General features: G+C 41.6%; 18 protein-coding genes and 2 pseudogenes. 16 read left to right on the top strand and 4 right to left on the bottom strand.

Going from position 1 to position 22,059, the window contains the following annotated elements; all coding sequences use genetic code 11:
* Positions 1-384: tetratricopeptide repeat-containing protein (locus tag V7K49_RS03570; protein ID WP_335204540.1), on the top strand; the 384-nt coding region annotated here is incomplete at its 5' end.
* A gap of 26 nt (positions 385-410) precedes the next feature.
* Here V7K49_RS03570 and V7K49_RS03565 read toward each other — a convergent pair.
* Positions 411-755: a hypothetical protein gene (locus tag V7K49_RS03565; protein WP_335204539.1), complete on the bottom strand. Its 345-nt coding sequence runs from the start codon at positions 753-755 to the stop codon at positions 411-413.
* A gap of 306 nt (positions 756-1,061) precedes the next feature.
* Here V7K49_RS03565 and V7K49_RS03560 point away from each other — a divergent pair, with 306 nt between their 5' ends.
* The 9 genes and pseudogenes from V7K49_RS03560 (at position 1,062) to V7K49_RS03520 (ending at position 13,064) form a co-directional block, all read left to right on the top strand.
* A complete protein-coding gene (locus V7K49_RS03560; protein WP_335204538.1) occupies positions 1,062-3,155 on the top strand; it encodes a glycoside hydrolase family 32 protein in 2,094 nt (697 codons plus the stop codon).
* Between the two features lie 324 nt (positions 3,156-3,479).
* Positions 3,480-3,755: pseudogene (locus V7K49_RS03555) on the top strand (Uma2 family endonuclease); the annotation flags it as partial.
* 121 nt (positions 3,756-3,876) lie between these two features.
* Positions 3,877-5,763: an aspartate kinase gene (locus V7K49_RS03550; RefSeq protein WP_335204537.1), complete on the top strand. Its 1,887-nt coding sequence runs from the start codon at positions 3,877-3,879 to the stop codon at positions 5,761-5,763.
* A gap of 606 nt (positions 5,764-6,369) precedes the next feature.
* Entirely contained in the window at positions 6,370-8,430 is a 2,061-nt protein-coding gene (locus V7K49_RS03545) for a tetratricopeptide repeat protein (protein ID WP_335204536.1), read from the top strand.
* A 3-nt stretch (positions 8,431-8,433) separates the two neighbouring features.
* Positions 8,434-8,574 carry a hypothetical protein gene (locus V7K49_RS03540; protein WP_335204535.1) on the top strand — a complete coding sequence of 47 codons (141 nt, stop codon included), beginning with the start codon at positions 8,434-8,436 and terminating at the stop codon, positions 8,572-8,574.
* Between the two features lie 253 nt (positions 8,575-8,827).
* A complete protein-coding gene (locus tag V7K49_RS03535; protein WP_335204534.1) occupies positions 8,828-9,808 on the top strand; it encodes a magnesium transporter CorA family protein in 981 nt (326 codons plus the stop codon).
* Between the two features lie 353 nt (positions 9,809-10,161).
* A complete protein-coding gene (locus V7K49_RS03530) occupies positions 10,162-11,640 on the top strand; it encodes an amidase (RefSeq protein WP_335204533.1) in 1,479 nt (492 codons plus the stop codon).
* Between the two features lie 471 nt (positions 11,641-12,111).
* Positions 12,112-12,162, top strand: a pseudogene (locus tag V7K49_RS03525) (microviridin/marinostatin family tricyclic proteinase inhibitor); the annotation flags it as partial.
* 431 nt (positions 12,163-12,593) lie between these two features.
* Positions 12,594-13,064 (top strand): nuclear transport factor 2 family protein, encoded by a 471-nt coding sequence (locus V7K49_RS03520; protein WP_335204532.1) that lies wholly within the window; start codon positions 12,594-12,596, stop codon positions 13,062-13,064.
* 454 nt (positions 13,065-13,518) lie between these two features.
* Here V7K49_RS03520 and V7K49_RS03515 read toward each other — a convergent pair whose 3' ends face one another.
* A complete protein-coding gene (locus V7K49_RS03515; RefSeq protein ID WP_335204543.1) occupies positions 13,519-14,205 on the bottom strand; it encodes an RNA-guided endonuclease InsQ/TnpB family protein in 687 nt (228 codons plus the stop codon).
* Positions 14,180-14,329, bottom strand: coding sequence for a helix-turn-helix domain-containing protein (locus tag V7K49_RS34500; protein ID WP_442948633.1), 150 nt, complete (start codon positions 14,327-14,329; stop codon positions 14,180-14,182). Before V7K49_RS34500 ends, V7K49_RS03515 begins: the two co-directional genes overlap by 26 nt.
* A gap of 81 nt (positions 14,330-14,410) precedes the next feature.
* On the opposite strand from V7K49_RS34500, the gene tnpA reads away from it, so the two are divergent.
* The 6 genes from tnpA (at position 14,411) to V7K49_RS03485 (ending at position 20,996) form a co-directional block, all read left to right on the top strand.
* Entirely contained in the window at positions 14,411-14,815 is a 405-nt protein-coding gene (gene tnpA / locus V7K49_RS03510) for an IS200/IS605 family transposase (RefSeq protein WP_335204531.1), read from the top strand.
* A 562-nt stretch (positions 14,816-15,377) separates the two neighbouring features.
* A complete protein-coding gene (locus V7K49_RS03505) occupies positions 15,378-16,094 on the top strand; it encodes a biliverdin-producing heme oxygenase (protein WP_334873629.1) in 717 nt (238 codons plus the stop codon).
* 137 nt (positions 16,095-16,231) lie between these two features.
* Complete coding sequence (gene hemN, locus V7K49_RS03500; RefSeq protein ID WP_335204530.1) at positions 16,232-17,614, top strand: oxygen-independent coproporphyrinogen III oxidase; 1,383 nt, start codon at positions 16,232-16,234, stop codon at positions 17,612-17,614.
* A gap of 1,002 nt (positions 17,615-18,616) precedes the next feature.
* Positions 18,617-18,916, top strand: coding sequence for a GlsB/YeaQ/YmgE family stress response membrane protein (locus V7K49_RS03495; protein WP_335204529.1), 300 nt, complete (start codon positions 18,617-18,619; stop codon positions 18,914-18,916).
* 178 nt (positions 18,917-19,094) lie between these two features.
* Positions 19,095-19,787, top strand: coding sequence for a manganese catalase family protein (locus tag V7K49_RS03490; RefSeq protein ID WP_334873623.1), 693 nt, complete (start codon positions 19,095-19,097; stop codon positions 19,785-19,787).
* Between the two features lie 468 nt (positions 19,788-20,255).
* Positions 20,256-20,996 carry a DUF3891 family protein gene (locus V7K49_RS03485; protein WP_335204528.1) on the top strand — a complete coding sequence of 247 codons (741 nt, stop codon included), beginning with the start codon at positions 20,256-20,258 and terminating at the stop codon, positions 20,994-20,996.
* A gap of 328 nt (positions 20,997-21,324) precedes the next feature.
* On the opposite strand, the gene psaK is transcribed toward V7K49_RS03485, so the two are convergent.
* Positions 21,325-21,585 carry a photosystem I reaction center subunit PsaK gene (gene psaK / locus V7K49_RS03480; protein ID WP_298920297.1) on the bottom strand — a complete coding sequence of 87 codons (261 nt, stop codon included), beginning with the start codon at positions 21,583-21,585 and terminating at the stop codon, positions 21,325-21,327.
* Between the last annotated feature and the right edge of the window lie 474 nt (positions 21,586-22,059).

Below are 22,059 nucleotides of genomic sequence, written 5' to 3'. Positions count from 1 at the left end.
GAAGCCGAACCCCTTTACATCCAAGCTTTGGCACTCTGGCGCAAGTTGCTGGGTGAAGAACATCCAGATATCGCACAAAGTCTCAACAACCTAGCATTACTCTACCGTTCCCAAGGCAGATACAGCGAAGCCGAACCCCTTTACATCCAAGCTTTGGCACTCTGGCGCAAGTTGCTGGGTGAAGAACATCCAGATATCGCACAAAGTCTCAACAACCTAGCGGTACTCTACGACTCCCAAGGCAGATACAGCGAAGCCGAACCTCTTTACATCCAAGCATTAGATATTTTAGAGCCTCGGTTAGGTGCAAATCATCCTAATACTGTTACTGTGCGTGGAAATTTGGCAGATTTGCGCGATCGCCTTTCCTCAAATCAAGAATAGGCAAGTTTTATGCAAAGCGTACCATGTTAAAAGTTAGATTTGCGATCGCCTAAACTCGGAGTTTCATGTTCTGAACTCGGAGTTTCATGTTCTGAACTCGGCCTTTCATATTCTGAACTTGGCCTTTCGTGTTCCGAACTCGAAGTTTCATGTTCTGAACTCGGAGTTTCATATTCCGAACTCGGAGTTTCATGTTCTGAACTCGGAGTTTCATATTCTGAACTCGGAGTTTCGTGTTCCGAGCTAGTAGTTCCGAGTTCTGAGGTGGAATGATGGTGTTGTAAAGGCGATCGCTCTATTTTAGAGTGTAAATCTAAAGCAGCTTTTAAAGTTTTTTGGTTCCGCTTTCTTAGTGATTGGACTTTGAACAAATAAGTCCAAATTGTTAGGAGTTATTAATTTTTAGAGGAGTGGAAGCTTTGTTTGCTGCATTAAATTTTATCATGAAAATTTAAAATCATATAATGCATCCATTAGACCTCTTGCATAAGTCGAATAGACCCCCCTTAATCCCCCCGATATATTGGGGGGAAACTTGAAATCTTGCCCCTCCCCTTGTAAAGGGGAGGGTTAGGGAGGGGTGATTAAAGGATTTTTGCAAGAGGTCTATTCACTTCCTTGCGTCAAGGTGGTGAAGTTTCAGCCGGAATTGTAGGGATATTCTTTGGAGAAGAGCGATGAAAGTGCGTATTGTTTCTATGCTCTATGCGACCGCAGCTTTGTTGATCTTTCCTGCTCCTGCTCGGTCTGCGATCGAAAAGGTTGTTGGAGGTGGTGGTGTTCATCAAGGTGAAACACGTCGTATTACTGTCATCGGAGATGGGATTGATTTTGCGACTTCGGTCGCTTCCTCAGATGCACGAATTGGTGTCAGGCTTCTTAGTAAGAAAGGACTTGCACAGGGTAGAGCCAAAGGGCAGGTTGTACTGGAAGTTGCTGTGCCTCTGGATGTTCCAAAAGATCAGAATTTTAACCTGACGGTTCAAATCGCACCAAACTTTTATTACTCCAAGGGAGGTTCTGAAACGGTTCGGCTGAGTGTGCAGGCATATCCCAACAGTTCATGGAGACCTTTGTTTCATTTTGCCCCCTCATGGGGATGGATGAACGATCCCAACGGTCTTGTCTATGTAAATGGAACGTACCATCTCTATTATCAGGCAGTTCCGTTCTCCCGGGATAATGGAGGTCAACTAAACTGGGGACATGCGGTTAGCACTGATTTGGTTCACTGGTCTGGGCGCAGAGACGCCATGTTCAATCCGCCGATGGATCTTCTTGGCAGTAGTGACGATCAAAATCAAGTCTGGTCTCCCTTTTCGGGGTCGGCTGTAGTCGTTAGTGGTGAGGCCGCAAAACAGCCATCCTGCGACTGCTCAAACCTTTGTATTGCTTCCATATTCACGAAGAACACTCCGATTATCACCCTCCAGGATCAGTGGCTTGCTGCTAGCTGCGATGGAGGCGAATCTTTTAAAGCACCGGAGAGTGTGTTGCCTAACTTCACACCTCCTAAACCAGATTTTCGAGATCCGAAGGTATTCCCCTATAAGGGACACTGGATCATGGTATTAGCTGTTGGAGACAGAATCGAGCTTTACGAGTCTGCGAATCTCAAACAATGGAATCTCCTGTCCTCTGTCCCGCTCTACAGCAGCTTTACCACTTTAGGCCCTTTTGTCGAAACCCCAGATTTGATTGAGTTACCCGTCAGCAATTCAAAGACTAGCGAAACCAAGTGGGTGCTGACCTATAGCGAAGGGTTCCTCCCGCCCGTGGCCTGCCAGGGTTTTCGAGACAGTACCGGAATGCCGCTCACTGCCCCTGCCCTCAAAAAGCAATGTGAAAGGTCACGAAATTTTACGTCACGTAGTCTCTATATCATCGGCGAATTTGATGGTAAGCAGTTCAAGCAGGAGTCACAGCCTCGACCTTTAGATTTTGGGTCAGATTTTTATGCACCTCAAACCTGGTCTAACACTCCAGGACGACGAATCTTAGCGGCCTGGCAAGATAATTGGCATTACGCCCACCAAGTTCCAACAACGCCTTGGCGAGGACAGTTGAGCATTCCGCGAGACCTGGGGCTGATTAGAGATAATGGCACCTATTGGCTGACTCAAACTCCAGTTCAAGAACTAGTGGTTCTAAGAAATTCTGCGCTTGGGCGTGTTACTCGGCTACGGGATAAACCCCTGACCAATAGGACACCAGATGAACTGAAGAATTTTCGTTCCACGGCATTCGATGCTGACCTAGCAATTGATGTCGCCGGTTTGCCCAAAGTCAACTCTGAAATCAAGATTCAGCTTCGAGCGGGTAATACAGGGCAAGGAATGGTGTTGACATGGCGACGTACTGGTGCCGACAAGGGACAGCTATCACTAACGCGCTCTGCTTCTGAAGCGGGTGGATCGACTTCAGAATTAACTCAACAAGAGTCTGGGTTTATCGGTCAATGGTTGTCTACCTCTGTTCCGCTTGCAGCACCAATAATTCAGCGACTCATGTCAGGTTCAAGGAACGCCCAACCCAGTACAAGATCGCAGATCGCTCAGGTGCCTATTGTGGTATCTGGTACGAATAATAGCATCTTAAAACTTCGGATTCTCGTGGATCGAAGTTCGGTAGAAGTGTTTGCAGGCGATGGACGAATCGTGTTAAGCGGTTTATTCTTTCCTGATCCATCCAATAAAGAGTTCAGGATGTATACAACAGGGGGAAATGCAAAGATAGTGAGCTTGACTATATATCCGTTCAGTAATGATTGATGATTTCATATAACGACTGCAAACTAATCAACCATCAGTGCAGGGCAAACACATCATATCAACAAGAAGATTTTATTCTCAATAGGCTGGAAAATAATTGTATTAATCGCCGCTTATTGACATAAATTTAGCGTAGGCGTAGCCCGCACTTCTCTACGAGACGCTACGCGTAGCTTGCTTCCCCGTAGGGGTACGACAAGCTACTTCGACTGCGCTCAGTACAAGTCAGTGACCATCGTAGACATCGCTTTGAGTCTTGGAAACTAAACCAAACGAGAAACGCCGATTTTGTCGTTGGTTCTTAACCTTGTTTGCGATCTAGGTTATAAAAGATTTCCCTGTTTAATTGTCGAAGTTTTATCTAATTCTACTGAAGCCTTTGACCGGGGCGACAAATTCGCCGATTATCAAACCCTGGAAAGTCTGCAAGAATATGTTTTAATTAATACAAAGCGTCAACGAGGTGAGTGTTTTCGACGCAATGAGCAAGGGTTGTGGATTTTACAATCCTACACAGCAGAACATCAATCATTTCGACTCAACAGCGTCGATTTTGAGGAAACAATGGCAGCACTCTACGAAGATGTAGTTTTTGAATAATCAATTATGATCGGGCATTCGCCGCAATATTTAGTAAACTATATAACTGATAAGCCTTGAAGGCTTCCTTACCAGGCGGAAGCGTTGATGAAAGCAGGCACAATTGATTAAATAAAAAGTTATGGCGCTCATAGTTCAGAAATACGGTGGTACATCTGTCGGTTCAGTCGAACGGATTCAAGCTGTTGCACAGCGTGTTTATAAAACTGTTAAAGCTGGAAACTCTATTGTCGTAGTGGTTTCGGCAATGGGCAAAACCACCGATGGACTCGTCAAACTAGCTACTGAAATTTCTCCAAATCCTAACCGCCGGGAAATGGATATGCTGCTTTCCACTGGCGAACAAGTAACGATCGCCTTACTCAGTATGGCATTGCAGGAACTCGGACAGCCTGCAATTTCTATGACTGGCGCTCAGGTAGGAATTGTTACTGAAGCAGAACACAGCCGCGCTCGGATTTTGCATATTGAAACTACTCGCCTAACTCGCCACATAAATGAAGGTAAAGTAGTTGTAGTAGCTGGCTTTCAAGGTACTACCAGCGCTGGAGAGATGGAAATTACGACTTTGGGTCGTGGTGGTTCCGACACTTCCGCCGTGGCGATCGCAGCTGCATTACGAGCAAATTTTTGTGAAATTTATACAGATGTTCCAGGTATTTTAACTACAGATCCCCGCTTAGTTGCCGAAGCCCAGTTGATGGATGCGATCACCTGCAATGAAATGTTGGAACTAGCTAGCTTGGGCGCAAAAGTGCTACATCCCCGCGCTGTGGAAATTGCTCGAAACTACGGTGTACCCCTTGTAGTTAGGTCTAGCTGGACGGATGACCCCGGTACTTGGGTAACATCACCCAAACCCCAAGGGCGATCGCTGATCAATCTAGAAATTGCCCGTCCGGTGGATCATGTAGAATTTGACACTGACCAAGCGAAGGTCGCTTTATTGCGCGTACCCGACAAACCAGGCGTAGCAGCAAGGTTATTTGGCGAAATTTCTCGGCAAGAAGTAGACGTAGATTTAATTATTCAATCAATTCATGAAGGTAATAGTAATGACATTGCCTTTACGGTCACCACACCAATATTAAAACGGGCAGAAGCAGTAACAGCAGCGATCGCCCCAGCACTGAGGAGTCAATCTAACCCCAAATTTGACGAAGCCGAGGTAATGGTAGAACATAACATTGCCAAAGTTAGCATCGCAGGCGCAGGAATGATTGGCCGTCCTGGTGTGGCTGCAAAGATGTTCGCCACCTTAGCAGCAGCTGGCGTGAACATTCAAATGATTTCCACCAGCGAAGTGAAAGTAAGTTGCGTAGTAGATGCAGCCGAATGCGATCGCGCCGTCAGCGCACTCTGCACCGCCTTTGAGATCGAAGCAAAAAGCAAGGGAGAAGTCCTAACTCCTAACCCCTGTACAGACGCGATTAATCGCGTCTCTCCTCCTAACCCCTTTACAGACGCGATTAATCGCGTCTCTACTCACTCTTCGCCCACTCCTCCGGTTCGCGGCGTTGCTTTAGATTTGAACCAAGCGCGTCTTGCTATTCGCCAATTGCCAAATCGTCCGGGGATGGCGGCGAAGCTGTTTGGACTATTAGCGCAACATAATATCAGCGTTGATATGATTATCCAATCTCAGCGCTGTCGAGTTATTAATGGTGTTCCCAGGCGGGATATTGCCTTTACAGTCTCGCAGCTGGATGGGGAAAATGCAAGAGAAATGCTCACCCAAGTAGCGGCAGAATTAGGATGGGGTGAAGTTGTTTTAGATAGTGCGATCGCTAAGGTGAGTATTGTCGGTGCAGGTATGGTAGGACAACCAGGTGTTGCCGCTAAAATGTTTGAAGCTTTAGCCCAACAACAAATCAATATTCAAATGATTGCTACCTCAGAAATCAAAATTAGTTGTGTCGTGGCGCAAGAGCAAGGTGTTAAAGCTTTGCAAGCCATTCATGCAGCCTTTGGACTGGCTGGTAGTGAGAAATTTGTCGTGCCAGCGTAAAACCTGACTCTAACTCCCTCTTGGTTGTGGATACAAAGACTATTTTCTGCTTGCATTGCTAATGCATCGACCTACAATGTTAATGTATCGACCGCATTGTTAATGTATCGACTTACAATGGCATAATATCGACCTGCAATAGCATAACACCGACTTGCAATGGCATAACATCGACTTACAATGGCATAACATCGACCCGTTTTGTTAACGTGAGTTCGATAGATTTGGTATGACTCCTCTCCAAACCTCTCCCCAAAGCGAGGAGAGATTTCTCTCGTTCCTATGCTCCGCATAGGAATGGCTGATTAGAGGCTCTGCCTCAAGTTAGATATTGAGTCAGAGCCTCAATGAATGCATTCCCATGCTCTGCATGGGAACGAGGGAATGAGAACGAGGAAAGCCTGATTAAGCTAGGTTTTTAGAACTTGTGTGTCCACTGTAGCCTACAAGGAGAGAGAGGCTAGGTGGGAGAGGTTTGTCGAACTCACGTTGTTCTGGTAAGGAGATTGTAGAGGCACGCCGTAGCAGTCTACACATTTATCTCATTTTTAATTTTAATAACACGTAAGCTATAATCAAACAATTTATAAAACTATATTTATATTGATGAATAGTCATTTCCTAGATGAACATTATCGAATACTAAAAGTTCTCAATGATGGTGAAAAGGGGAAAACATATCTAGTTGAAGATGTTAATCTTCCTGGTAGCCAATTTGTAGTAAAGCAGTTACGTCCGCATAGTAACAATCCTCAAACTTTAACCATCCTGCGTCGCTTGTTTGCCAGTAAGACAGCAACTTTAGAAAAACTAGGACAGGAACACAATAAAATTCAAAAGTTAATTGCTTGTTTTGAAGAAAATGAAAAATTCTATATAGTCCAAGAATTCATCCCTGGTAATCCTTTAACTAATGAAATTATCCAGGGACAACCTCTGAGTGAAGACCAAGTTATTCATCTTTTATCAGAGATCCTAGAAATTTTGAGGATTGTACATAGCTATGGCATAATTCATCAGGATATTAAACCAGCAAATATTATTCGTCGTAAGTCAGATAAAAATTTAGTTTTAGTTGATTTTGCTATTGTTAACGAAGCCATTACTAAGACCGTTGATAATCTCGAATATATGCCGAGAGAACAAGTTAACGGCAACCTCAAATACAACAGTGATATATATGCTTTAGGTATAGTTGCGATCGCAGCACTTCTAGGTTTACCAGCAAAGGAAATATCTCAATTGCGAAGTCAGAAAAATAAGCTGACAGGTGAAATAGTTTGGCTTCACAAAAATCTAAAAATTAACAGAAAATTAGCAAAAATTCTTAATAGGATGGTGCGTTTTGACTATCGTAAGCGCTACCAGTATGCAACCGAAGTTTTAGACGCTCTGAAAAATATAACAAATGTTGATCGCGATCAGCAAAAACAGCATGATAAAAAATTATTACTAATTCTAGCGGGGGTAGCTGGCTGTATCACACTTGGTGTCGGAGCATGGTTTTTGCATTCACTAAAACCTGTAAGTGATGCTCAACAACAATTATATCAAGAAGGAGTAAATAAATATGACGCAGGAAACTATGAAGGAGCAGTTGAAGATTTCAATCAGGTTATTGAATTAGATCCGCAAAACGCTTTGGCTTATAATCGGCGAGGCGATGCTTATTATCGATTAGGAGACTATGAGCAAGCACAAGCAGATTCTAGCCAAGCCATTTTACTCAATCCTCAAGATGCTAATGCCTATTTTGACCGAGGATTTGCTTTGTCTGAATTAGGCAAATACAAAGAAGCGATCGCTGACTATACCCAAGCAATTAAGTTAAATTCTGAGAATGGATATGCTTACTATGGCCGGGGGTTAGCCCGTGCCCAACTGAAGGATAATAAAGGTGCAATTGGAGATTTTAGCAAAGCGATCGCTCTCAAGCCTCAGTATAGCGAAGCCTACTTGCAGCGGGGGATTCTCCGCCGTCGCCTCAGACAAAGACTTGGAGCAATCCAAGATTTTAATACAGTAATTAAGATTAATCCTAGTGATGCCAAAGCTTATTATCAAAGGGGTTTAACTCAATCTCTCAATAAACAAAAATATGCAGCACTTAAAGATTATACGGATGCAATTAGTATTAATCCTAAATATATAGAAGCTTATCTTAATCGTGGTGATGTTTACAGTGATATGGGAGATAAACTCGAAGCTACTGAAGATTACAACGCTATTTTACAGATTGATCCTAAATTTATTGCAGCTTATAGCCACAGAGGTATTCACCGCTTTTCTTTCGGAGATTATAAAGGCGCTATTGAAGATTACACCGAAGTACTGAAACTAGATCCTAATAATATAGCAACTTACAATAACCGTGGTAATGCTTATCTCGAACTGGGAAATAAAAAAGCTGCAAATCAGGATTATTCACGAGCGATCACTATTAATGCTAACAATGCCTTAGCCTACTATAACCGGGGTGTGATTCGCACCAAGCAGAAAAATAAACAGGGAGCGATCGCAGATTTCAAAAAAGCTGCAAAACTATTCCAACAGCAAGGAGAAAAAAATAGTTATCAAGATGCACTGAGAGAAATTGCAATTCTACAAAATAAGTCGGCACCAGCACCAACTAGTCGCCCTAAATCTGGGGAAAGAGAAAAAAATTGAGCTATGACTCAATATAGTCGGGTAGCGATCGCACTCAACATACTCCGTCAAAATGGTCAGGTTTCCATCACAATTGCTCAAATATTTCTCTCTAATGATATTGACAAAATTCTTGCCTTTGTAAAATTAAACAGACCTACTTGAACAAGGGGCTTAACCCCTTTGTTGTCTGGTTAATTGAGATGGTAGCTGGATTTACGCGCCCGCTATACTAGCCCTTTCAGGAGAGATGATACAAGTGGTAGAATAGGCGGGTATATGCCTCTTCTTTTAGCCCAATATGTCCAGTTACCGTCGGAAATCGTAGGCTTTGACATTTGATGTGTAGTTGTAGTCAAATAAATTATCGCTCAATATGAGTCACCATATTTTCTCACGACTCAATTAGGATTGCTATATGCTAATTCTTCTCACTTTTCATCCAAATAACCTGGAATTGTTCACCAGTAGGGATGTCGATCTGGTACTAAAAAAGATTGATGGTTCTCACAATATTTGGTTGCGCTGTATTCACTTTCGTGATCGGACTGGAACAGCCAAAATTATCAAGCACTTTGGACTCAATCCATCTCGTGTTAATATGATTTTCAACCATTCCCCTCTAGGAATTGATGAAGATGTAGAAGATTGTTTATTTGACAGCTATGAAATTCTAACTCCCCAAATAAAAAATCACGAATTTGAGGCTGCACGTGGTAATATTGTAGTTGGGAATAATTTTATCATCACCTTTGAAATCACTGAACTAAAAATTTTAAGTATTCTAGCTAATAATCTGCAAAAGCGAACTTTAGATATTCAAAAGTGGGGAATAGACTATCTTTTTTATCTCATTTTTAAAGAGGTTTTGAATAATTACGATACTGTATTTGAATATATTTCTAGAAAACTTGATGATTTAGAAGACGAAGTTTTAGAGAATTCCGGTGATGAATCAACATACAAAAAAATTGCCACGATGAGGCAATCTACTCGTTCCGGACGCCGTAACTTTCAAAGCATCAAGTTAGTTATGGCTATTATGGATCACGAAGATTTCCAATGGCTCACCCAGCCAGTGAAGGAACTATTCAATCAAGAATTGGTTCATCACGTTGATAAACTCTGGCAAGAATATCAAGCTCTGAGAGCCTGGATGTCAGAATTAATGGAAATTCAACGCGATAATATTGCTAGCAAAACCGGTGAACGAATTAATCGCTTGACTATCCTCTCGACCATATTCTTACCAATCACTTTCATGTCTGGTTTCTATGGTATGAACTTTAAATATATGCCGGAATTAGAGCAACCTTGGGCTTATCCTATTGTGATCTGTGTGATGACATTAATTGTAATTGGTAGTATTGTCTATGCTAAAAAACAACGTTGGTTGTAGCTTCTATCAAGTTACAGACTATTTATAAAGTAAAAATAAAATCATTGTCGGGTGTGTTAGGCGCATATTTTGATATAAGTTGTAACCAAAAATATAAAATGAGCGCCTAACGCACCGCCATAGAACATGGTGCGTTAGGCTAAAGCCGTAACAGACCCTAACTTTTGATTTAGTATGCTAAACAAAAATATTGGTTGTAGCAACTCGCAAACGTAAGTCTAAGATGCGGCATTCCTGCGTGAAGTTGGAAGCCCACACTGTACAAGGCACGTCCAAGTCAGTGCAGCTAGTTCACGTAAATATAATTAACTTGATCAAACTTTGGAATCCGACAAATGAGGTGAAATCAACCTATGAGTGACTTAGTTTTTTTACCCGCTCATCAACTAGCTCAGATGATTAGCGCTCGCCAAGTCTCTGCTGTTGAAGTTTTTGATGCTTACCTGGCGCAGATTTCTAAACATAACTCAAAGCTGAATGCGATTTGCACCTTAGACGAAGACAATGCTCGTGCTACAGCAAAGCTTGCGGATGAAGCCCTAGCCAGAGGTGAACACTGGGGCGCTCTGCACGGTGTCCCTGTAACGATCAAAGACATTTTTGAAACAGTTGGACTCCGGACTACAGCAGGTTATATTCCTCTCAAGGACTACATTCCTCAACAGGATGCCACGGTTGTAGCAAGGCTGCGGGCAGCAGGAGCCGTTATCCTTGGAAAAACGAACATGGCAGAACTGGCTGGTGATTTTCAAAGTACAAATTCTCTATTTCCCCGGGTAAATAATCCCTGGAATCTTGACTACACAGCAGGTGGCAGTTCTGGAGGCAGTGCTGCTGCTGTTGCAGCCGGACTTTCACCATTAGATATAGGCAACGATATTGCGGGTTCCGTGCGCCAGCCTGCAACTTTCTGTGGTGTGTATGGTTTAAAGCCAACAGATCGCCGGATTTCCACCGCAGGAAGTATCCCTGAAGTACCGGGGATGCCGCTATGTTTGCGACAAATGTTGACTATTGGCTGTTTTGGGCGATCGCTCGAAGATATTCGCCTTTGTTTTTCACTGATCGCTGGTGCGGATCTGCGTCGCCCAGATGTGCCACCGATTCCCCTTGATACCCCATCTGGCAAGTCTTTGCAGGATCTTAAAATTGCTTGGATTGATGAATGGGTGGAGGTTCCTGTTGCTGCACAAATTCGAGGCGCAGTACAGACAGCCGTGCAAAAACTTGCTCAAGCAGGTACTCATGTTGAACGCTGGCTTCCCAAAGACTTTGATCTATCGACAGTGTGGAACCTTCACGGGAGGATGGAAGCATACATCAACAACTACGCCCAACCCAAGGATCGCTATAATCTGCGACGCAGTTTAGAGTTACTCTTTCGCACGGCAACTCAAGGTGACAAAAAACTGCGAAACTTGGGAAATTTCAGCCGCTTTCTCCCAGAACTTTTGAATCCCAGCTTAAGAGGTTATTTCGAGACACTCACCGAGCGCGATCGCTTCATTGCCCAAATCGATGAAGCCTTAGAAGCATGGGATGTATGGCTCACTCCTGTGACAGCAACCCCTGCATTTACTCATCGTCCGGCTTGGAGCGCCATTGATATTCAGGGCAAATCCTATCCTCATGCCGTGGCAAACGGAGCTTACACCATACCATTTAATCTTAGTGGTCATCCAGCGGTGGTAATTCCCATAGGGCAAACTCACAATGGCTTACCGATTGGGATGCAAATTGTTGGCAAGCGATGGCGCGAGATGGAGTTGCTAGCGATCGCTCAACAACTTGACAAAGTGGTTGGTGATTTCCGCCATCCATTGGGCTATTGAGTATTTGCACCAATTAAACTTCACTGTGACACTACTAGCCCCTGGCTCAGGAGAATCAAATGATTTTACTCACAGCCCATTCGTGAGAGGTTAAAGTAATAGCACTAAGGGACTTCCAGTTAAAAAAACATCTATCGTAGGGGCGCAAGGCCAAGATCCCCTACAAATGTACAAATAATTTTGGATAATTTATTTTTTGTCAGTCCCTAATGTCTGCGACGGTGCAGTCCAAGGGGACAAATCCAGCTTTGAAACTGGCGATCGCTTGGCTTCGATGACTCCTAAATCTTGATTCTCTTTTGCAGCGAAGTACTTAATAGGGTCAAAAGTATTTTTACGTAAATGTTAAAAATAATTTCACATGAAATTAATGCTTAATAGATGAAATGCTATGTAATATCATTGAGAACAGTGTAAATTTATATTACTTAACATGAGGAAAAAATTATGTCTTAAAACAAACCAGAAGAACTGAATTCACAAGCAGTACCCTTCTTTGCCCGATTTTTAGAAGGGCAAAGCTTTGAAGACCTATCTGAGCAAGAATCAGAAACGATTAGCGGTGGAATGTCCTGGCTTACCGATTTCTCAGGCGATCGCACAGATTCTACAGAATTAAGTTTAATCTGATTGCTGCTCTTTACAATTACGAGCTTCATCTCCCACAATCCGAATTTGCCTGAGCGACTTTTGCAAGAGGTCTATTGAACTAGCGATGCGCTATTTTGCAAACCGTGAAAAGCCTGTGGGTACGAATCGCTCCACGTCCAAGGGGTTTTTCAATTCAAATATTGCGGCACAGATGGTATGGTAACTATTTAAGTATTCGCCAAAACGCGGACTACATCACTAACTGGTTCGCCGATAAGCTCAAAGCAGCCGAGCGTAAGTCAGATACGTTAACACCGTCCGCGATCAATCAAATCTCAGCCTGAACAGGAAAGGACTGCCTTATGACTACCGATGATGCCATTCGCGATCGCACGCTTAAAAGCGTCCGGTCATACCTCGATCTCATGCGCGCACAGCGCTGGGACGAATGGATTGACCTCTGGGCTGACGATGCCATCCTCAAGTTCCCCTACGCTCCCGAAGGTCGACAGGGCGTATTCAAGGGCAAGGAGGCAATCCTCACCTACATGTCGGGAACGACTGGCAAGATATCGGTCGATTCAGTCGCGGATTTACAAATCTACCCGATGCTCGATCCTGAAGCGGCGACGGTCGAACTGGAGATCAACGGCAGATTGCTACTTGACGACACGCCGTATAACCAGCGCTACATCACGATTTTCCAGTTTAAGGGTGGAAAGATCCAGCACTACCGGGAATATTGGAACCCGCTCATCTCCATGAAGGCGTATGGTGGATACGACGCATGGATGGCACAGTTTGCTGGTGGGCAGAGCGGGGATACTGCGTGAGCGGGAGGATGATGCGGCATAACCACTGCAATGCAGCAGCCTTCAGCCAATGCACTAGTAATTGAACAGGAGAAATCATGCAGGCAATAGACCTCTTGCATAAATGCTTAAATTGTCATGTTGAGCAAAGCTAAACAGAGTAGTGAGATTCTTCTGTTGACTGCGTTTTGCTCAGAATGACATTCTTGATTTTTTGACTTTTGCAAGAGGTCTAATGAACTGTCCCTCTCAATGACTCAGCATCAATAGGTTTGATTAGGTAAGTCTGCAATAGATGCCCAATAATGGAGGCTATGAAGGGTAATTTTTGACAGAATTTTACAACCGGTGAGCGTAGCTTGCCGCCGTAGGCATTGCTCTTGTTAATCTCTGCTATGTTTCAGATTAAGGTCAGAACACTGCTTGATATTCATTATAGCAGTTGACACTCTCCGGGCTGAAGCCACGGAGATTCTTAAGACTTTGCAGACTTAATATCCTGATTGCTCAGGTTCCCAAACTCACCACGTTTGCTCATAGAGCGCGATGATATCTTTTGGGCGTTTTGGTGATTAACACCTAGTTTCGCGGAGTCCCCACGTACTATTTCCAAACCTCTATCTCTGATAGTCTTTGCAGCACCAATGTCAGCGTGTTCGTGATATCCACATTCTGTACAAATGAACTTCTCACCATCACGATTTGACTTATCGATATGTCCACAATTTCTGCATTCTTGACTAGAGTGTTTAGGATTAATTTTAATTACAATCTTTCCTTGCTTTGCAGCGAGATACTCAATCTTTAAAATTAACTCAGCCCAGCTTGCATCAGAGATAGCACGATTTAAAGCCTTCTTTCTTGATTGTCCATTTTTCAGAAACCTACCAGTATTTTCATCAACTTTAACTTTACAACGTCTCAACATTCCAGAGATATTTAAATCTTCTAATGCAATAGCATCAACCTTTCTAGATACTATGAGGTTTGCAACGTCCCACTGGCAAGCAACTCGTTTATCTGTAATCTTCTTATGAAAACGTCCCAACTTACTAGCTGCTTTTTTACGATTTTTACTACCCTTGACTTTTCTGCTAACTCGCCTCTGTCTAATTTTTAAAGTCCGTCTCGCTTCCTTAGTCTCCCTGAACGAATTGCTGATTATATTGGGCTATTCTATCAGCTAAACTCCAGTTGTAAGTAGAGCGGAGCATATCTACCCATCCACGCATTTTGTTCGACTGAGTGACGTTAGGACGCAGCTTAAAACAAAAGTTTGTTAGCAAATACCATCACCTCCTATTGTCGATTAGCTTATTTGAATATACACTACCTATATACAAAATACAATCAGTAATTAGAGAAGCATGGGAAGTTTTTCTCCAGATGAATACAGACATGAAGGCAATGCAATATCGCTTCTTAACTATCACTTCGTTTTTATACCCAAACGCAGAAAGAAGGTATTGGTAGACCTAATAGCAGAGAGATTACAGCAAATCATCTGTGAGGTTTGCAATGAAAATAGATGGAAAATTATTGCAATGGAAATCATGCCTGACCATGTTCACTTATTTTTGAATGTGAAACCAACAGACAACCCCTCCCAAATCATGAACAGAATTAAAGGACGGGCTTCTCATCACTTAAGAAAAGAGTTTCCAGAATTGCTTAAACTTCCAACTCTATGGACACCGAGCTATTTTGTTTCAACTGCTGGTAATATTTCTACAAAAAATGTAATAGAGTACATAACACACCAAAAAGATTAAATCAGAACACCCTTTAGGGTGCTACTAGCTTTCATCCACTGCCTGAAGTCCGAAATATGCAACTACGTTGCTGTTTCTCAGGGGTTTTCAGCATTTTCCTTATAAGAACTAGCCATATCAACAAAATTTGCAGTATCTACATTACAAATTGTAGTACGAAATGCAAAGAGTACGCGCCCAGATTACCTACTACCATTAATTTTTCACATTAACGGTTTACTGCAATCTTTCGTTCCTGGCTCAGTTACGTTGATTAACGATACAGGATAAATTACAGCTTTCAACCTTGGTACTGGTTAGAGATAGAAATTGTCTATTCAGACTCCTGGCTCGTCAAACAATAAATAAACATTAATATCTTTATAGTTATATATAAATTAATAGTTAAATAATTTTAGGAGAAATAAAAATAGCTGGGATTTGCATCGGCAGTGGTACTTGCTGGATACAGTGATGCAGATCCTCTCTAAACCTAGAATAACAATTTTTTAGCTGGTACTGGCAGACATCCTGAGTTGGTGACTACCCAGAAACCTTGCACTTGAATATGAAGGAAGCAACAATGAGTAGCAATCTAGCCATCAAACTGCGTTCTGGAACTCAACAAGCCCACACATCGGCAGAAAATGTGGGATTCATGAAATGTTTTCTGAAAGGGGTTGTGGATAAAGACTGCTTCGCCAAGTTCTTAAGTAACTTGTATTACGTCTATTGCGAATTAGAAGCGGCATTAGAGAACCATGTAGACCATCCTGTAATTAGTGCAGTTTACTTCCCTGAACTTAATCGCCAATCCTCGCTAGTAAAAGACATGGTGTTCTATTATGGGGATAATTGGAGAGAGCAAGTTATACCCTCACCTGCTGCCCAGAGCTACATTGACCGCATTCGGGAAATTTCTATTAGTGAACCAGCTTTATTGCTAGGTCATGCCTACACTCGCTACATGGGCGATCTCTCAGGGGGTCAAATGCTACAAAAAGTTGCTCAGTCAGCCCTGAAGCTTTCTGGCTATGAAGGCACGTCCTTTTACAATTTTGAGCAAATTCCTGACAAAAAGGCATTTAAGGATAAGTATCGTCAGGCATTAAATGCATTATCCATTGATGATATAACAGCAGAACGGATTGTTGCAGAAGCTAATAATGCCTTTCGGTTCAATTTACAGATGGCTCAGGAGTTAGAGGGAAGTTTAATCAAAGCACTCGGTCAAGTTCTGTTTAATAGCCTCACTCGTTCCCAGAATTCAGGTAGCACCGAAATAGCTGCGGCTAATTAAGTTAGGAGTAGAGACGCGATTAATCGCGTCTCTACAGGAGTTAGGAGACGTGATTAATCGCGTCTGTACAGAAGTCAGTAATTATTCTTACCTCCCTCATCCCCCTTCCCCTCACACATTTATTGGAAAGCAACTCAATGGTTTTTGTATTACCTAGTGTCAAATTTGATCTGGATCTGATCCAAAAGTACGACACTCGCGCCCCCAGATACACTAGTTACCCGCCGGCTACAGAGTTAAGCGAAACATTCACTGAAACTGATTTTAAGGCCGCGATCGCAGCCTCGAATCAACGCAAAACTCCTCTTTCTTTATATTTCCACATCCCCTTTTGCCAAAGTGCTTGCTACTTCTGTGGCTGTAACACGGTAATTTCCAACAACAAAAATATTGCCAAACCTTACCTAGAGTCTTTAATTCAAGACATCAAAAACACCTCAGCTTTAATCGATCCAGACAGAAAAGTGCTACAAATCCACTGGGGAGGCGGTACTCCTAATTACTTGGATCGTTACCAAGTAGAATATTTATGGAAAAACATCAATCGCTATTTCAACATCGATCCACAAGCAGAAATCTCAATTGAGATAAACCCCCGCTATATCGATAGAAACTACATTTTATTTCTCAGACAGATTGGGTTTAACCGTATTAGTTTTGGCATTCAGGATTTTAATCGTCAAGTTCAAGTAGCTGTTAATCGTGTCCAGCCAGAAGAAATACTTTTTGATGTCATGAGTTGGGTCAAAGAAGCTAAGTTTGAAAGTGTAAATGTAGACCTTATTTATGGTTTACCCTATCAAACCCGTGAGACATTTCGGGAGACGGTGAAAAAGACTATTGAGTTAGACCCTGACCGAATTGTTGTCTTTAACTTTGCCTATGTACCGTGGCTAAAACCGACGCAAAAAAATATCCCTCAAGAGGCGCTGCCCCCAGCAGAGGAAAAGTTAGAGATTCTGAAAATGACCATTGAAGAATTAACGAATAACCAATATCTATTTATTGGGATGGATCATTTTGCTAAAACTAATGATGAATTAGCGATCGCTCAACGGAATGGTACTCTCAAGCGCAACTTCCAGGGCTACACTACCCATGCTGAAACAGAACTGTTTGGTTTTGGTGCTACATCCATCAGTATGCTAGAAGATGCTTATGCTCAAAACCACAAGGAATTAAAGGATTATTATCAAACACTTGCAGCGGGTGCTTTACCTGTTAGTAAAGGTATTAAACTTACTCAAAATGACATTATCAGACGGGATGTCATCATGGGGATTATGTCTCACTTTCAGCTTCATAAGCAAGATATTGAAAACAAATATCATATCAATTTTGATGAATATTTCTCTGATGAACTAGAGGCGTTAAAACCACTAGAAGCCGATAGCCTGGTCAGTTTATCAAAAAATCATATCCATATTACAGATATTGGTAGATTACTAGTCAGAAATATTGCCGTCATATTTGATACTCACACAAAAACGCGAGAGACAAAATTCTCCCGTGCCATTTGAGATAACTTCTGCAAATTTTGGCTACATATTATCTCCTCAATCTACCTTCAAAATAACGGTTGAGGGAATATGATATAGCAATTCTATCTGATTTCGTTCAAATTTGCGGTGTCCAGCTCCCCGACTTCGTAAAAGTTGTCGGGGAGCTAACTTTTCACGAATGATTTAGGATTGCTATATATTCAATATTCACAATAATTAGTGTGAGCAAATTTTCCTGTGTAATTTCATACAATAAATTTCTGGCTAAATCTCAATACAGTTCAGTTAAGGGACTGACAAAAAATAAATTATCCAAAATTATTTGTACATTTGTAGGGGATCTTGCCCTTGCGCCCCTACGATGGGATATTTTTTTAACTGGAAGTCCTTAAGGATAATTGTAGATTGGGTTTCATTCCTCAAACGCCACTTGCAAGGCTTGTCGGGAAACCGCTTGGTTGCTGTCGCTCCCCAATCTACGCAATATATTTTATGTGGCTCTAACCTAAGCGTATTGGGCTAAATCTGGCTTTTCATAAAAGTTATTGCTAATTTTCGCAAAACATTAGTGATTAATAAAATTACTCTTTGGTCAGTTTATAGAGTTGTTAAATAAAAATTGCACAAAAAGCCTAGTTGATTATATGTGCAATAACATATAATTAATGATGAATCATCACAAAAAATATACATTTTATTAATAAGTAAATATTTTTGATGCATCCCCAAAAAGTTAGATAAAACATATCTATCTTAAGATAGATATAAAATCAGATAAATTAATTTATTAATGTTGTCTATTTTTCAGTCAATCAGGACTAAGATTATATTTTGAATAATTCATGACTTAATCTAGAAAAAACTTTTATTTAGCATTTTAATGGTAAAACGCAGATTTATATCCAATCTGGATGTAAAGTTTTTTGTCTAACTTTTGGATTTAGCATTTATCCCATGTGGTAGAAAGAATTGTGAATAAAAGTTGATAAGTTATATATAAGTGAAATGGTTGAGGCAGTTATGAGTATTATTGCTTGGGTAGTTTTAGGACTTTTGGCAGGTGCGATGCCTACGGCGGGCTACGCCTACGCTAAGACTACTTATCCTGATTATCAAGGTGGTGGAATTGTCTCCACAATAGTTTTGGGTATCATTGGTGCTTTCGTCAGTGGAAGTCTATTTACCTTGATACAAGCAGGAACTCTGCAAAATACTGCGGCTGCTGCTGCTTTAACTCTTCCTGGTATTTTAGTGGCTTTGCTGGGCGCAATTGTTACTATTTATCTATGGGGATTAATCAGAAGAAGCAGCAATGCCTAACTGTTTATGGGTAGTTATCAACCATTAAACGAATACTGTGTTTTCTCAGTCTTCTAGCTAACTAGCTTTAGAAACATATAAAGTCTCCAATTAGCTAGAAAAAACTTGAAAAATCCTCACAGATAAAAAATTCAGTCGATCCATTCTGTAAGAACACTATTTTCGGAAGAATAACAGTATGTTTTTTCACAAAAAAGACCCGATCCATACAGTAAAGATTAGTGAACCAAATCCTCGTTATGCTCAATTACTTCTAGAGCAGTTTGGTGGAGCTACTGGAGAACTTAGCGCAGCCCTGCAATATTGGGTTCAATCATTCCATGTTGAAAATGCTGGAATTAGAGATATGCTCCAAGATATTGCGCTCGAGGAATTCGGCCATTTAGAAATGGTTGGTAAACTCATCGAAGCTCATACCAAAAATGTGGATCAAACAGAGGCTTTTAAGAGTACTCTATTTGCAGTTCGAGGGATGGGGCCTCATTTTCTAGATAGCCAGGGTAATACTTGGACTGCAAGTTACTTAAATGAAGGCGGAGATGTAGTGCGTGATTTGAGAGCTAACATTGCAGCAGAAGCCGGTGCTCGTCAGACTTACGAAGCATTGATCAAGTTGGCAACCGACCAAGGAACCCAAGAGACTTTAGTCCATCTGTTAACACGAGAAATTTCTCATACTCAGATGTTTATGAAAGCTCTAGATTCACTGGGTAAGTTGACAGATCCATTCTTTGGTAATGTTAAGCCAGATGAAACTGTTGCTCTTTACTACAACCTATCTACAAACGGTAATGGTAAAGATGAGCGTGGCCCTTGGAATTCTGAGCCAACATTTGAATATGTTGCTGATCCGCTACAAAGTCACTCTTAATTGCATAGGTTGTAGTCAGATTAGTTAGAGTATAAGTTGATTTGAGGCACAAATGTTTTTGACAGATTGTTGAAAATTCTCAATCATCCGGTGGGCAAATAGCCCACTTTATTTTGTAGTTATTGGGTTGTTTGCCCACACCAAAGATTTTTTAGGTAGAACTTAGCTATATTCAACTTATAGCAATCTTAAATCATTTTTGGACACCAAGATTCCCGGCTTCTATAAGAAGTCGGGAATCTAACATGTTCAGTATTTGCTGATATTAATTCGGGTGCAACATGTACTATAGATACATATATTTGCGCCATGAAGAATAGACTATCTAACACTCAATTGAGAATGGCTATAGATATTAAGCCACACTAAAGAAGTCAGAGCGATCGCCCTTCAATATCTACATCAACATTTCTGACTTCAGAAATTAATTCAACTTAAAATCAAAACTCAGAATCAGGAGATTGATTTGTGATTGTCAAGGCTACACAAAATGGTTGGGAAGTCATTTATCATCGTGCCCATGCTTTGTTAGCAGCTCAACTGGCAGGGCAGTGGCGACGTAAAAATGCTCCAGAAAGGTTATATGAAACGCTAGCTGCAATTTCCCATCACGATGACTTAGAAAAAGAGTGGGAAGAAGATATTCTTACTGAAGCTGGTGCACCAAAGGACTTCACCCTCAATTCTGATGCCGATGCAGATGCCGGTGTCGAGAAATTGGCTGAACTGGCAAAGAATGCCCTTTACCGTGGACGATGGGTGGCTCTATTGATTTCCATGCACATCAGTCGTCTAAATGAGCCAAGCCGGGGTAAGTCTTCAGAACTAGACAAAGTTTTAGATGAGCAACTTCAAAACCAGCAGCGTTGGCGCAAAGAACTGGGCATCAAAAAAGAGGAAGTTGATGCAGCCTATGCATTTATGCAATGGTGCGATCGCCTTTCTCTGATCCTCTGTCAGGAGGAACTACCTGCCGATGAGCGGTTTTTAGAAATTAGTAAGGGCCCTGAAGGTAAGCGCTATGACATCATGCAGCGCAGTGATAATTTGGTAGTTGTCAAACCCTGGCCCTTCCAGGACGATAAATTCACAGTCAACGTCGAAGCCTGCGATATCTCCCAGGTAAAATTTGAGAGCAGCACTGAATTAGCTCAAGCACTACAAGAAGCGCCCATCAAGGTACTAAAGTGGACATTCGTTAAGAGTTAGAAGTCAATGGGAGGAGGTTTGGAAGTGGGGTTTTTAGTATACTTTACGACTTTTCAAACATCTTCTAAAAGGGATAGCAATAGTTAGTTAATATCTGGAATAGCAAGCACTCTCAGAAAGCTCTACAGGACAATAGTTTCATCCAGCTAAAAAAATCTGTTACTTGCTTTTTTATTGATCCCTACAATACAGCCATATCTTATGATTACACTCACTATTCAACAAATTAAAACTCAGTATCCAATAAATAAAGAGCCAGAGAACTAACTTTCTGGCTCAAAGCTAGAGACAAAAGAATCATCAAATAAAGGCTAACTTGAGTAAGAACCTAAATTCTTCCCAGGTTATGTAGCCCTAAGACAGCGCCCACTCCTAAGATATGACCAAAGGCGGTACTTGCTAAAAGGGCTGGTAAACCAAAATTACCCAGGAAATTGACTGAGGGTAGTTTTGGTTCTGCGTTGGGATACTTGATGGTAGATTTGCCAATGACAATGGCAATGATATTGGCAATAATGATAATCAGTCCAACTGTCGGACTCCATTGCAGAGGTGTAGTTGCAGCAGCGAGTAAGGTTGAAGTAAACACCTGATTTGCTCCTGAAATTTATTAATGATTGAAAATATAATCTGAAACTTTCCGAAGCAAATGCCAGAAAGTACCCAATTTTGCATCAATATTTAACAGTTATTCTTACTACTTAATACAACGTGAGATCAAGGCGGTGAGTTGACTGTGGTAACTGGTTTGAACTCCAATGTGAGAAGTAGGCATTTTTTAGTTTTAAATTATACCGGATTATCAAATGCTAAGAAGAATTAATTGCGGGTAAAAAACACAACACTATTAAGTCTTAGTAATTTATTTGGCGATCGCAACGATACCTTTAAAAAATAATGTTTTTTTAATCCGTGCAATACCAGGCGTACTTAATTGCGTGGTCAATCTTTTAGCTAGGCTGGTTGCTTATACCTACTAGTACAGCCTGCCGTAAATCCAGCTACCATCTCAATTAACTAGACAAGTTGTTCTGAGCAACTACTTAAAGGTAGGCAAACTTCT

It is taken from the genome of Nostoc sp. (genome assembly GCF_036919675.1).
Lineage (GTDB): Bacteria > Cyanobacteriota > Cyanobacteriia > Cyanobacteriales > Nostocaceae > Nostoc.
The sequence above is the reverse complement of the archived record's forward strand: the minus strand, read 5'-3'. Positions and strand labels throughout refer to the sequence as shown.